The 12,988-nt window shown below is 44.2% G+C and carries 16 protein-coding genes, 1 tRNA gene, 1 other RNA gene and 1 pseudogene; 3 read left to right on the forward strand and 16 right to left on the reverse strand.

Annotated features, from left to right (window positions below; genetic code table 11):
• Nucleotides 1–137: 137 nt before the first annotated feature.
• From JCM19039_RS07585 to panD, 10 genes and pseudogenes are all read right to left on the reverse strand, one after another.
• On the reverse strand, nucleotides 138–407 hold the full coding sequence (locus JCM19039_RS07585) for a pro-sigmaK processing inhibitor BofA family protein (protein ID WP_042402223.1): 270 nt from the start codon (nucleotides 405–407) through the stop codon (nucleotides 138–140).
• Nucleotides 408–548: 141 nt separating this feature from the next.
• Nucleotides 549–743 carry a DUF2508 family protein gene (locus tag JCM19039_RS07590; protein WP_042402226.1) on the reverse strand — a complete coding sequence of 65 codons (195 nt, stop codon included), beginning with the start codon at nucleotides 741–743 and terminating at the stop codon, nucleotides 549–551.
• A complete protein-coding gene (recR, locus tag JCM19039_RS07595) occupies nucleotides 740–1,336 on the reverse strand; it encodes a recombination mediator RecR (RefSeq protein ID WP_042425653.1) in 597 nt (198 codons plus the stop codon). The genes JCM19039_RS07590 and recR overlap by 4 nt, the downstream gene beginning before the upstream one ends.
• Before the next feature lie 12 nt (nucleotides 1,337–1,348).
• Nucleotides 1,349–1,660, reverse strand: coding sequence for a YbaB/EbfC family nucleoid-associated protein (locus JCM19039_RS07600; RefSeq protein WP_042402231.1), 312 nt, complete (start codon nucleotides 1,658–1,660; stop codon nucleotides 1,349–1,351).
• Between the two features lie 15 nt (nucleotides 1,661–1,675).
• Nucleotides 1,676–1,936, reverse strand: coding sequence for a hypothetical protein (locus JCM19039_RS27225; RefSeq protein ID WP_307190198.1), 261 nt, complete (start codon nucleotides 1,934–1,936; stop codon nucleotides 1,676–1,678).
• The gene (gene dnaX, locus JCM19039_RS07605) at nucleotides 1,933–3,402 is read right to left on the reverse strand and encodes a DNA polymerase III subunit gamma/tau (protein ID WP_307190199.1); all 1,470 of its coding nucleotides are present in this window, start codon (nucleotides 3,400–3,402) and stop codon (nucleotides 1,933–1,935) included. Before dnaX ends, JCM19039_RS27225 begins: the two co-directional genes overlap by 4 nt.
• A 128-nt stretch (nucleotides 3,403–3,530) precedes the next feature.
• Nucleotides 3,531–3,796: signal recognition particle sRNA large type (gene ffs, locus JCM19039_RS23090), an RNA gene on the reverse strand.
• Between the two features lie 33 nt (nucleotides 3,797–3,829).
• Nucleotides 3,830–4,311 (reverse strand): annotated as a pseudogene (gene tadA / locus JCM19039_RS07610) (tRNA adenosine(34) deaminase TadA).
• 79 nt (nucleotides 4,312–4,390) lie between these two features.
• Nucleotides 4,391–4,482, reverse strand: a tRNA-Ser gene (locus tag JCM19039_RS07615).
• A 144-nt stretch (nucleotides 4,483–4,626) separates the two neighbouring features.
• Entirely contained in the window at nucleotides 4,627–5,019 is a 393-nt protein-coding gene (panD, locus tag JCM19039_RS07620) for an aspartate 1-decarboxylase (protein ID WP_042425655.1), read from the reverse strand.
• A 204-nt stretch (nucleotides 5,020–5,223) separates the two neighbouring features.
• Here panD and JCM19039_RS07625 point away from each other — a divergent pair, with 204 nt between their 5' ends.
• The 3 genes from JCM19039_RS07625 (at nucleotide 5,224) to JCM19039_RS07635 (ending at nucleotide 6,864) form a co-directional block, all read left to right on the forward strand.
• Nucleotides 5,224–5,739, forward strand: coding sequence for a hypothetical protein (locus JCM19039_RS07625; RefSeq protein WP_042425657.1), 516 nt, complete (start codon nucleotides 5,224–5,226; stop codon nucleotides 5,737–5,739).
• Between the two features lie 89 nt (nucleotides 5,740–5,828).
• Nucleotides 5,829–6,089, forward strand: a complete 261-nt coding sequence (locus JCM19039_RS07630) for a hypothetical protein (RefSeq protein WP_042425660.1) — start codon at nucleotides 5,829–5,831, stop codon at nucleotides 6,087–6,089.
• A gap of 31 nt (nucleotides 6,090–6,120) precedes the next feature.
• Nucleotides 6,121–6,864: a class I SAM-dependent methyltransferase gene (locus tag JCM19039_RS07635; protein WP_042425663.1), complete on the forward strand. Its 744-nt coding sequence runs from the start codon at nucleotides 6,121–6,123 to the stop codon at nucleotides 6,862–6,864.
• Between the two features lie 886 nt (nucleotides 6,865–7,750).
• Here the strand turns inward: JCM19039_RS07635 and JCM19039_RS07640 are convergent.
• The 6 genes from JCM19039_RS07640 to JCM19039_RS07660 form a co-directional block, all read right to left on the reverse strand.
• Entirely contained in the window at nucleotides 7,751–8,260 is a 510-nt protein-coding gene (locus JCM19039_RS07640; RefSeq protein ID WP_042425945.1) for an ECF transporter S component, read from the reverse strand.
• 96 nt (nucleotides 8,261–8,356) lie between these two features.
• Nucleotides 8,357–9,661 carry an amidohydrolase family protein gene (locus tag JCM19039_RS07645; protein ID WP_042425665.1) on the reverse strand — a complete coding sequence of 435 codons (1,305 nt, stop codon included), beginning with the start codon at nucleotides 9,659–9,661 and terminating at the stop codon, nucleotides 8,357–8,359.
• 27 nt (nucleotides 9,662–9,688) lie between these two features.
• The gene (locus JCM19039_RS21780; RefSeq protein ID WP_152550130.1) at nucleotides 9,689–9,895 is read right to left on the reverse strand and encodes a hypothetical protein; all 207 of its coding nucleotides are present in this window, start codon (nucleotides 9,893–9,895) and stop codon (nucleotides 9,689–9,691) included.
• On the reverse strand, nucleotides 9,889–10,908 hold the full coding sequence (locus JCM19039_RS07650) for an MFS transporter (protein WP_052398602.1): 1,020 nt from the start codon (nucleotides 10,906–10,908) through the stop codon (nucleotides 9,889–9,891). The genes JCM19039_RS21780 and JCM19039_RS07650 overlap by 7 nt, the downstream gene beginning before the upstream one ends.
• A gap of 151 nt (nucleotides 10,909–11,059) precedes the next feature.
• Nucleotides 11,060–11,980, reverse strand: a complete 921-nt coding sequence (gene opp4C / locus JCM19039_RS07655) for an oligopeptide ABC transporter permease (protein ID WP_042425668.1) — start codon at nucleotides 11,978–11,980, stop codon at nucleotides 11,060–11,062.
• A 12-nt stretch (nucleotides 11,981–11,992) separates the two neighbouring features.
• Complete coding sequence (locus JCM19039_RS07660; RefSeq protein ID WP_042425671.1) at nucleotides 11,993–12,940, reverse strand: ABC transporter permease; 948 nt, start codon at nucleotides 12,938–12,940, stop codon at nucleotides 11,993–11,995.
• Nucleotides 12,941–12,988 lie beyond the last annotated feature (48 nt).

The following is a 12,988-nucleotide window of genomic DNA, read 5'->3' on the forward strand; positions in this document are numbered from 1 at the left end:
TTATTTCTTCCTTTTTCGTTGTTTTTGTCGGCGTTTCGGCCTCTCTTGCGGCGACTCTTAATATATTATCAGCTCTCTAATCTACTGTCAACGATTCTAGTGATATTTTTTAAAAATAATTTTATAGGGTGTGTATTTTAGAAAGGAAGCACGAAGTAATGAACAGCGAAGAGCATAATAACGCCTGGTATACCAAGGATTCCTGCCACCGATGATGTAAACAGATTGATTGGCATATGAATCCCTGCTAAGTTTCCGAATAAATTAATAACAAAAAGAGCGATCGCGCCAATGAGAATTCGAACTGCGCCACTGCCTAACCACTTTATTGGCTTTAGAGAGGCACTAGCAATAACACCTACAAATAATATCGCACTTACAATAGAAATAATGATTACAGGATCCACAATCATTCCTCCTTCATAGCTTTATAACCATACTATGCTTGGACATGTGTGGACTTGCTTACTTCTTTAAATAAATTCATAGGTAACAAAAGAAAAACGAAATCACCCCCTACTCATTATCCAGGGACGACTTCGCCGCTTTTACCATCTTCTCGCTTCTTTAAGGAGGAAGCGATATTTTGCTTCTTCCATTTTCAGTTGCGCTAACGCTTCTCTACTTGGATCAATGCTCTTTTCCATATGCTTCTTCTGTGAGCTAAGTTTGAATTTCTGCGCATCTAACACTTCATATAGACGTTTCTTTTCTTTATGGTAGATTTTCGCTTTTCTTCTCATAACTCTCGCCGCCCTTCCACTGCCCGTGAAAGGGTCACTTCATCCGCATACTCTAAATCTCCACCAACCGGTAGACCATGAGCAAGGCGCGTAACGCGAATGCCTGTTGGTTTAATCATACGTGACAAATACATCGCTGTCGCTTCACCTTCAATAGAAGGGTTAGTTGCGACAATCACTTCTTGAACGGTATCATCTTGCAGACGTTTGATGAGTTCTGGCATTCGTATATCCTCAGGACCAATCCCATCCATTGGTGAGATCGCCCCGTGCAATACGTGATACAAACCCCGATACTCCTGCATTTTCTCCATGGCCATAACGTCTTTAGAATCTTCAACAACGCAGATCATCGACCGATCACGATGTGAGTCATCACAAATGAGACATGGATCTTTATCGGTAATATAGAAACAAGACGAACAATGCGTAAGATCTCGTTTCGCATTCACTAACGCTTTCGCAAAATCCAACACATCGTCTTCTTTCATATTGAGTACGTGAAAAGCAAGGCGACCTGCCGTTTTTGGGCCAATCCCTGGCAATTTCATAAACCCGTCAATTAATTTTGAGATCGGTGCAGGGTATTGCACAAACCATTCCTCCTAGAACATGCCCGGAAGATTCATCCCTTTAGTAAACTTACCGAGATCTTCTTCAACGAGTTTGTCAACTTGAGCCAACACATCATTAGTCGCCGCAAGCACAAGATCTTGAAGCATTTCTACATCTTCTGGGTCGACAACTTCTTCATCAATTTGAATATCGAGGATGCGCTTATCCCCTGAGGCAACAACTTTAACTGCGCCACCGCCTGCAGTTGCTTCTACTGTCTTTTCTTTTAGCTTCTCTTGCGCTTCCGCCATTTGCTTTTGCATCTTTTGCATTTGTTTCATCATATTTCCCATATTTTTCATCGTTTAATATCCTCCTTAAGGTTTAGGTGGTGCATCGTCTACAATTTCGACGAGTTCCTCACCGAACAATTTATGCGCTTCAGAAACAAGCGGATCTTCTTGAGGCTCTTGCGGCTGTTGTTCTTCTTCGCCTGACTCTTCTTCTGCATTTTTCGATCGGTAGGAAGATTTTATTTCTTCCCATTGATGATGCAGAAGATTAATTATCTGATAGCTATGTTCATTATTAGACGCAATCGCCCGTTCCGTCAACGTCCGAAACTTATCGTCAATCATCCTCTGTGCATTTCGTTTTGGAACACGAGAATGATTGCTTCTGTACTAGCTGCTACAGGCTTCGCATCATTAATCCAAGCGGATGCGGGCACACTCTCTTGTTTAATCGTGCGCAAGGTGTCCGCCCAACGACTTTCTACTTTCGCCCGTTCTTCTTTCGAAGCGTTTGGCAACATCCGCTGCGCTTGTTTCACTGATGCACTATTTTGCGCATTTGGTTGCGGTTTGCGCTTCGCCTGTTGTTTCTTAGGCGCTTCCTCCTCACTAGAAGAAGCACTGCCCGCACTTACTTTTCCAAGCTTCTCTTGAAGAAGAGACACTTGTTCTTTTAACTGTTGGACCACTTCATCATCAACCGATGATTCAGACTGAACCGTTTTATTCTTTTGGGCTACATGAATGAGGGCCATTTCCAAGAATATCTTAGGGTGTGATGCCCCTTTCATTTCTCTTTGTTCTTGATGGAGCGTCTCAATTGTATCATAGACCCATTCTCGATCGGCGAGTTTCGCCAATTCTGCAAACGCATCATCCGCTTGAACACGGTCTAATAACGTGTCCAGCGAAGGCGCGGTTTGGTACAACAACAAGTCTCGCAAGTAATAAATGAGGTCCTCCATGAACCGTAACGGGTCTTTCCCTTCACGCACGAGCGCATCCGCAGCTTGCACAGCCGCTTGAGCATCCCGATTCACCAATGCTCTCACCGCGTCGGTAAGAAATTGCTGTGAGACTGCACCCGTAATCGTCAACACATCACCAGAACGCACCGTTTGGTCTTCGGAAAATGACAGTGTTTGATCAAGCAAACTAAGCGCATCCCTCATCCCACCTTCGGCCACTCGCGCAATGAATTGAAGGGCATCGTCTTCCGCCTCCGCGCCAATTTCTTGGACGATATAGCGCATGCGTTCCATTAACGTCTCCGGACCAATTCGTTTAAAATCAAACCGCTGGGTCCTCGATATAATCGTCAGTGGAATCTTATGGGGTTCTGTCGTAGCAAGAATGAAGATGGCGTGCGCTGGAGGTTCTTCTAACGTTTTTAATAACGCGTTGAACGCTCCTGTTGAAAGCATGTGCACCTCATCAATAATATACACCTTAAACCGTACATCTCGCGGTGCAGCAATGACATTATCTCGGATATAGCGAATCTCATCCACTCCGTTATTTGATGCCGCATCGATTTCAATTACATCAACGACCGCGCCGCTCTGAATTCCTTCACACGCCTGGCACGCATTGCACGGCTCAGCGACTGGTGCATGTTCACAATTGATCGCTTTTGCCAAGATCTTCGCAGCACTCGTCTTACCCGTCCCTCTTGGTCCACTAAACAAGTACGCATGAGCGACCTTTTGTTGCAATAATGCATTTTGCAGTGTCTTCGTAATATGATTCTGCCCAGCCACATCCTCTAACCTTCGTGGGCGCCACACCCGATACAACGCTTGGTAACTCAATCGACCCCCCCTTCCTTCGTCCATCCTCTGACTTCGCGCAGTTTGCTTTTATTATACTTGTTCCATTGTCGATTTTCAAAACCTAAAAAGAGCCCCTCTTTAAACAAGAGAGACTCTCCATTATGTAGCCGCGCACCTTCCATCGATCTATACACCACAAGCGTTACCTAAGCAGTTGGCTCGATCCAGGCAACTCCACGGCACACGAAAGGTCACGCTTACTGCTGCTTCCTTCCGGACCTGACAGGGTTCACGAGTTTCCGTTGCGTGGAACCCAAATGTCAACACTACTTACTTAGGGCAGACCTCGCAGCGTATAAACCTCAGGAAGGGATTCAGTCTTGCTGTAGCGGATTGCAAGTACAGGGCACCGCTAATTCCCCACCTAGCACGGCATGTAAAAGTATAAATCATCAATTACGAGAAATCAATGCTTGTTTCTTTTCTTTCTTTCACGAAGCTCTTTGAAAAAAGAAGACAGCATCGTCCCGCACTCGTTTTCGAGCACACCGCCAATCACTTCACTCCGATGATTAAACCGTTCATCATCAAGAAGATTGTAGAGAGAACCCGTAGCACCGGCCTTTGGGTCCCGTGCACCGAATACCACCCTTGGCACCCGGCTTGCAACAAAGCCCCTGCGCACATCGGGCACGGCTCGAGTGTCACATACAATGTGCATTCTTCTAGTCTCCAAGAACCCACATGTGCGTTCCCTTCACGAATGACGACACATTCTGCATGCGAAAACGTATGCTGATCATGTTCACGTCGATTGTGCGCCTTTGCAATCACCTCGCCCTCATAGACGAGTACAGCCCCAATCGGCACTTCATCAATACGAGCCGCTTTCATCGCTTCTTCCAAGGCCAAACGCATATAATATTCATCCAATTGTGTTTGTTCCATGTGAAACGACTTCTTTCTATAATAAATTTACATACAAAAAAACTTCCAGCAATTGTGGAAGGTTTGGTTTGTGTAATAATGGCGGAGGAGGAGGGATTCGAACCCCGCGGGGCGTTAACCCCCTGGCGGTTTTCAAGACCGCTCCCTTCAGCCAGACTTGGGTACTCCTCCGTGCAATGTATAACGTATCTTGTCCGACAAAAATTATAGTAGCACGGACACACACACAAATGCAACACTTTTACCTGGTTTTTTTTAAAATCCTTTTGTATTTACGCGTGCGCATGTCCATTGTTACACCTGATTTACAACGTTTTAATCATGCGTTCGAACGGTAGCCGCAGGCTCTGTGCCCATCATTTCAATGATCTCATTTTTTGCATTCATGATCGCCACCCGCGGTTGGAAAGCACTCAGTTCTTGTTCATGAACGACGGCGTAACCGATAATAATGACCGTATCCCCGGGTTGAACTAACCGTGCAGCTGCTCCATTCAAACAAACGACTCCACTACCACGCTCACCTGCAATAATGTATGTTTCCAGTCTTGCTCCGTTATTATTATTCACGACTTGTACTTTTTCATTTTCCATTAGGTCGACAGCATCTAGCAAGTCTTCGTCTATAGTAATACTGCCTACGTAGTTCAAGTTCGCCTCAGTCACTACGGCTTGGTGAAGTTTCGCTTTCATCATATGACGGTACATGTCTCTTCCTTTCGAACAACGTCGGCATCCTTTGTCTCCGGTTTTCACACTCGAAGCAAATACATCTGTTGTTCACTACAAAAAGTACAGCTTCCAAAGAATGCTGTCTACCGTTTTATTATACCAGAATCATCACAAGGTTTGATCGTACATAAATCGGGAATGATAAAATGAAACTTCTTAAGAGAAAGGGTTCGTGGACCAATGGCTAAAAATCAAGACAATCAATCTCTTTTACTCGTCAAGTTCCCAGAACAAGCACAAGCATTTGAAGCGCTGTCAGAACTTAAGAAACGAGCAGAAGGGCCGAACCATACGATCGTACAAGCTGCAGTTGTAGAGAAAAGTATAAATGATGATATGGTGTACCGAGACGGATTCACAACAGAACAAGAACGAAGCAATGACTGGTTTAAAGGCGGCATCATTGGCAGCCTCGTCGGAATTCTTGGCGGACCGTTCGGTGTACTCATCGGCGGTGGTATCGGCACACTGATCGGTACAATCGTTACTCAAGATAAAATTCAAGACCAGAGCGAAATCATAGATGGGAAAATGGCGGACATTGATGCGGAAAACCCATTTATTCTTGCTCTCGTCGAAGAAGACGAGAGCAACGTGAATTATGTATTCCGCGAAATCGACGAGCGCGTCGTCATCCGTCGTACAGATGCAAATGTCGTTGCCAAGGAAATCAAACAAGCACAATCAGAAGATTAATTATATAGTCAAGACGGTATCAAAATTCCATCACAAGAAAACCTGTGTTGGAATTTTGATCGTTTCATCCTACTATTCGGAGGTGTCTTATGGCTCGACAAACCTTCCCATTGTATATGTTTGGTCTCCTATTTGGCATTGGGTTTTGCTTGCACTTATTTTTCAATCGCCATACGTATGACCCAGACTACATGTTGAGCGGTTTGATTTTTACTGGAGCCGTTCTCCTTTACTATTTTCCAGCTGTGTATGTGTATCATCGCCACCCCATCGGTAAAATTATTGTGATGATTAGCTGGCTCATCATTTTCGCATTCTCAATATATATGATCTTTTTCGTCGCATCGTGATATAGTGAGTAAAAACGATGAGGGGCGTCAAATGTTTACAGAATACGGAGAATTAAGTGCGCAATTTTATGAAGTTTCTAAACCGGTGGGCACATCACTATCTGGAGATATCGAATTTTACACGGAACAACTCAACCACGTTACAGGCAGCGTATTGGAAGCGGGTGTCGGTACAGGTCGTATGCTCATTCCCCTTCTTAAACGAGGCATTGCCGTTGACGGTGTCGATTTGTCAGAACAAATGTTGAATGTGTGCAAACAAAATTTGCAACGAGCTGAACTCCACGCCAACTTGTATGAGCAAGACCTCACAACATTGACATTGCCAAAGCGATACGAAGCCATTATTATGCCTTCTGGCAGCCTGAATCTACTACCGGGAAGAGAGGCATTGGAACAAATGTTATCCGCATTCAAAACCCATTTACAGCCAGGCGGACAAATCATTGTCGACATGCTGCTCCCTGTCAATTGGCAACAAGGAAAGGTCATGACAAAATCAATCCAAACAAGCAATCACGAAGGCATCGTTCTCACGTCCACATCTGCAGAGATAAACTGGGAACGTCAATACACCATCGACCTACACAAATACGAAAAATGGCGAAATGGGCAGCTTCAACATACGGAGCTTTCACAGTTCACCCTCCACTGGTACGGGGTCCAAGAATTTAAAGACATACTGACCGGGTACGGATTTACTCGTATTCACATTGTGCCAAGTTACAACAGGGCGAACCCGGATGGCTCTCTCTACACGTTCATCGCGTCTTAGTGGATAGGGTTCGACAGTCTACATAAGTAGACCATCGGAACTTGTAGGGATGATTAGTCAATGAGTACTTCTCCTATTTTATGAATAAAATACGGCAAGAAGTTTATGGGAACCTGCGGTTCAAGAGAGAGCTGGTCATTCGCGGTCGCGGTGTCGTGAGGACGTGGTGAACTTGTCAGAAGCAGGAAAAACACTGGTAACTCAGATATCTGGGGGCTGTGCACACACGGCAACCGGGCACCTCCAATTGGTGAGACGGGGGAGGGCTGAAAAAAATACTCTCTCACTTTATATGTTACTCGTGCAACCCTTGGAGTTCGATCTATTTTGGGATTCCAGTGATCGGGGGCGTGGATGCAAATAATCCTCTCATAGAGCCGTCTACGAGGGGATATTGCCTTTCTATGTGGGGATTCCAGCAAAAAGTGTGTCCTCATCAACATAAATACCATCAAAGACAGCGTCTATGCGGGATCTTCTACTAAAAACAAGATTATACGTTTTTCAATTTGCCTCTTCCCGCATCCTCCTTGGCACCAACTAGGCTCAGGACGAAAACTTTACCATAGAGCTTCCTGTGGTAAGAATTCTCTCCTTCTCCGCGTTTTGTTTTTGGAAATCCTACCATAGAAACCTAAAATCCCACCATAGACAAAACAATGGTAAGATTTTAGCTAATTCGGCTCCCTACTTGCAAAAAATCCTACCATAGCCAGGAGCCACTCTTTAAAATACGTAAGCAAACGTGCACAGTCACCGAAAGAAGCTCCTCACTTTCTAAGCCAATCTTTAACGCGAACGATCCGATCTATTTGGGGTTTTCAATTCCCCTTTTTCAGTGACCTCAGTCCGCCTTCTGCTCTACTATTTTGTCGTGCCGAGTAGTTCAAGAAAGCTCCTCATAGTTTGTTTTCCTATATTCTTTGAATGACCATTTTAAAAACGGATATAAGAGAAGGACGAACGCGACGTTGCCGATGGCGTGCGCGGTGTCGAATGGCAAACCTGCTAAATAATACGCCCAGTAATTATTGGCAAAAAGCAGCATGTTTAAAGAGACGATTGCCCCGTATACGTACCCAAGCACACCGCCAATGGCTGCCAACACGTAGCGATTCGTGTTCGGAAACAGTTTTCCAATTCCTCCAGTAAGAAATCCAATACATCCCCAAGCGACGATTTGAAAAAGTGTCCAAACGCCAGAGCCTAAAAATAAATTCGTAATAACCGCACTACCTACGGCAAGCAGGAAACCAAAGACTGGCCCCATAAAAAATGAAGATAAAATAATTATTGCTGTCACCGGTTGTACGTTAGGAATGAACACAAACACGACGCGTCCGACGACACAAAGTGCAATCATCACCGCTAATAACGTTAGTTTTTTCGTTGTCATGTCGCGCTTAACCATTTACCGGAACCTGTACACATGAAGAAGCCACCTTCCTTACTCTATTCATCAAGTGTACCAATCCAGTATTTTTCACACAATCTATCGTACATTCCAAGATTCAAGGTGCTGTTGCCAGCGTGACATAAATTCTTGCTCATCTATATCAATTTTCTCATCCGACTCTGCTTGAGCGAATAACTCTGCTTGAGAGTAACACTGACCTCCCTTGCCAATGATTTCAATTTTACTAACGTTTTCAATGTGTTTAAGAGGGTCTTCTTTTAATAGCACGAAATCCGCGCGATTCCCACGTTTAATTTCACCAAGATCAGGTCGATTTAACACACGCGCAGGAACGATTGTTGCACTTTTCAATGCTTCATATGGCGACAAACCGGATTGTGTGAGTAACATTAACTCACGGTGCAAACTAGCCCCTGGATTTGTAAAGATGATCGCTGGCGTGTCGGTTCCTGCTAAAACCGTCCCGCCCAACCGATGGTAGACTCGTGTTATCGCTTTCGTATAAGTGAAAATCGCTTGAAAGCGCCACGACGAAACATGAGGAGCTGTTTGTTCCCACACCTGTAATAAACTCGGGCTTAGAAAGCGGTCCGACACCCGATGGTTTGGATAATCAGCTGCTTGTTTGAACAATCCTATTGTTGGTACAAGAATCGCGTCCCGCGCCAGCAATGGTTGCAAAACACGAGCGATCTCTTCTTCATTTGGTGGCTGCAAAAACGGTTCATAAAGATCATCACTTGCATTCATATGCCAGCCAGGGTGAAGCATCTGCATAATCCCTGAGTTATGCTCCAGAAACCGGACGCCTACCTCGACCGCCACCTTTGCATCCAGTGAATCCGCCCCTAGCAAATCGGCACTAACATCTAAATGATTTCTTTTAGATTCCTTTATAACTTCTTTTAACATGTCTTCAGTAATCTTTGAGTAAACCTTTATGAAATCCACACCCGTCTCGACTTGCCTTTTCACTTCTTCTTTCGCCTCTTCGAGATCATCAGTTGATAGTGATCCGTGACTCGTTTCTCCCCACGACCCTGGAGTGCCATCAATCATACGATCTGCTGTAATTAGACGCGGAACCGCTTCGTGTGCATCCGCTTCTCGAATAGATGAGAGCAAGAGATGATTGCCAGCAGTATTACGTACCGTCGTAATTCCAGCTGCTAGAAAAAGGGATGCATAATTTGCGCTGATGTGGCAATGGCAGTCCATTAAGCCCGGAATCATATACAAACCATCACCATTAATGACCTGCTCCCCAACTCGTGATTGGAGTACACCCATTTCTGAAAATAGCCCTGCCTCGATGCGAACATCTTGTAACGTATAACTACCTGTAGCTATATCTAAAATTTGACTTCCTTTAATTAACATAAGGTTCCTACCTTCCTATCCTACCGATTACGCCACTTCGGATGGCTTCTCTTCGTTTCTTTGCTCGCGAATTTTTCGCCATCCGATGATGACAGCTATAATTGACATACATGCTGCGATTAAGATGACAAATTCACTGTCTACGACCATGAGGATGAACCCTGCAATAAACACGCCTAGCGGTTGGGCAATGGTCACCCCTGAGGAAAGCATCCCCATCGTACTACCTAACATATTTTTCGGTGTGCTTTCTTGAATTTCGGTCGTGAAAATAATCGATAACGGGCTGATAACAATCCGAATATGCCGAACAAAAGGATGCTAAAAATGATTTGATCAATAAGAAAACCTGCACAAACGACAGCTAAACTAGAAATGATATATAAAGTAATGGATACGTCGAATGTGATCTTTTTCATCCTGAATGTTAAGGCTGCACCGATGAGAGTTCCGAGTCCGATCGCAGTGAAACAAACCCCTAAAGCCGCTGACCCGTTAATGCTAATATCCGCGAATAGATACGGCAAAGCTGCATCCATAATCATGACGAACGCCATATTCGTGAACACTGCAGACAATACACCGATGACGATCCAATTTTGTTTTTTTATTTGTTGGAATGACTCTTTTAGTGCATTCAATGTGCCTGAACTCGTTTTTTCGTTTCTCGGGATATGTACTCGTATTTTTAAAATAAAGTAACAACTGATCGAAACAATTGATAAACTAATCGCGAGAAGTATCGTCACACCAAAACCGGTAACAGCAATCATAATTCCGGCGATACTTGTACCGATCAGACTTGTAACCTGGGATAGTGCTGTGATCACACTGTTTACAGACTTCAACTCACCTTCATTGGCAAGGATGGGCGTGAGCGTGCGTTCGAGTGGAGACAATACCGCTGAAGCCATACCCATAATGACGACGAGCGCGACATACACCCAGTATCCGGCACCAACCGCTACGACCTCGTTTAAACCAATCACTAAAAAAATACAGAGAGTGATCAAGTGCCAAATACTCGCCCCTAATCCGAGTGTTATCTTATCAGTGCGATCAATCGCCACGCCACTTAACATCGTAAGCAGTATGCCGGGTATGTATCGAAAAGCCATAAGCGAGCCAAATGCGACTGCAGACTCGGTAATTGTCGTAAAGTACCAGGCAAACGTGATAAAGATAATACTTGATTGCAAGGATTGCGCGCCAACCGCTACAATGACGAAAGAGACATTACGATTCATAACATTATCGATCCACCCTTACTAAATGATCATTTTATTTTAGATAAATAATAATATTAAGAATATTAACCCTCTAGTAAGACTATCCCTTCTTCGAAAAAACGTAGAACAAGCCCGTTTAAAGGCCTGTTCTATTAAATAAACAGATGGTTTATTTCTCCACGACTCTAGGGTCTAGTGCATCTCGCAATCCATCACCGACGAAGTTAAAACTAAGTACAGTGATGAAGATCATTAACCCTGGAAATAGTGGATACCACCAGGCAGTCTGGAAAATCGTTAAATTTTGTGCGGATGAAAGCATGTTCCCCCATGTAGCCGTTGGTGGACTAATACCAAGACCTAAGAAGCTCAGTGTTGATTCCGCGATTATAAATGAACCAATAGCTAGTGTTGCCGAAACAATGAGCGGTCCGATGGCATTCGGCATAATGTGGTTGAAGATGATTCTCCATTTTGGTAAACCAAGCGTTCGAGCAGCAAGAACGTATTCTCTGCGCTTCAATGATAGAATTTCTCCTCGCATAAGTCGAGCTGTGCCCATCCAACCTAATGAACCAAACACGACGACTAGCCAAAATGGGCTCGGTCTAAATAAGGCAACGAGGGTGATGAGTAAAAAGATGTTCGGGAATGAAATAAGAACGTCTACAATTCTCATAATAATACTATCAATCAGGCCACCAAAATAACCTGCAATTGCTCCTAAGGAAGCCCCAATGATCGTTGAACTTGCCATCGCAGCAAATCCAACGAGCAATGACATTTGACCAGCATACAATAACCGACTAAACAAATCTCGCCCCAGTTGATCGGCTCCAAGCCAGTACTCTGCGCTTGGTTCATGTAAACGGGCAATCAATGTTTGATAATTGGGATCATGAGGTGCAATCAATGGAGCAAAAACTGCAGCACCTACAATAATTCCTAGCATAATTAAACCAAAAACAGCTAATTTGTTCTGAAAGAATTTGGTTACTATTATCGCTAACATCGAACGGTGTTTGCCTAGCGTCTCCGGATTATTAGGGGTAATTGATTCTTGTTTTCCTGCTTGATTAAATTGATCCATAGCTGTTCCTCCCTAATACTCAATACGCGGATCGACAATGGCATATAAAATGTCCGCGATCAGATTTCCGATTACGACAAGGAATGCGGTAAACATCGTCATTGCCATAATCACTGGATAATCACGCTGGTTTACACTCGTTAAGAAGAGTTCCCCAATTCCTGGCCAGGAAAAGACGTTTTCAACAACGACAGAACCGCCAATAAACGTAGGCAACATCAGACCAAAAATTGTAATTAACGGGAGCAACGCATTACGAAGTGCATGCTTAAAAATAACTTTCCCTTCTTTAAATCCTTTTGCTCGTGCTGTCCGAATGTAATCTTGGTTCTTCACTTCCAACATGCTCGTTCTTGTATAACGGGTAAGCGCAGCTGTGTCTGCTGTTGCTAAAACGAGTGCTGGTAAAAATAAATGATGCAACCTGTCCCAAAGATTAAAGTCAGCATTTAAGGTTTGAACACCCCCGACAGGGAACCAACCAAACTGAACACTTAAGAACATAATGAGCATCAAACCAATCCAAAAGTTCGGTACAGCTACGCCGGCAAAAGAAACGAGCGTAATTGCATAATCGGTTTTTGTATACTGACGAACGGCGGATACGATTCCTATCGGTATGGCAATGACAACTGCCAATACTGAGGACGCAAACATGAGAATTAATGTGTTTGGCAACCTCTCTGAGATCATATCAACAACCGGTCGTTTAGAAATGTAGGAATTTCCTAAATCCCCTGTCACAACCCCACCCATCCAGCGTGCGTATTGGACTGGAAGCGGGTCATTTAACCCTAATGCCTCAATCTGAGCCTCTCTCGCTTCTGGTGGGATATCCGGGTCAACATCAAGTACCGCTGGATTTCCAGGCGCGAATTGCATCATTGCAAACGTGATGATGGAGATCCCGATTAGCAATGGAATTGTCATGATGAGTCTTCGAATGATATATGTAGTCATATTCCAAATCTCCTTTTAAGCGAAAGAGAAGAGAGGACGTCCTCTCTC

The sequence above is a fragment of the Geomicrobium sp. JCM 19039 genome (assembly GCF_000698145.1).
In the GTDB taxonomy this organism is placed as follows: Bacteria; Bacillota; Bacilli; order Bacillales; family Marinococcaceae; genus Geomicrobium_A.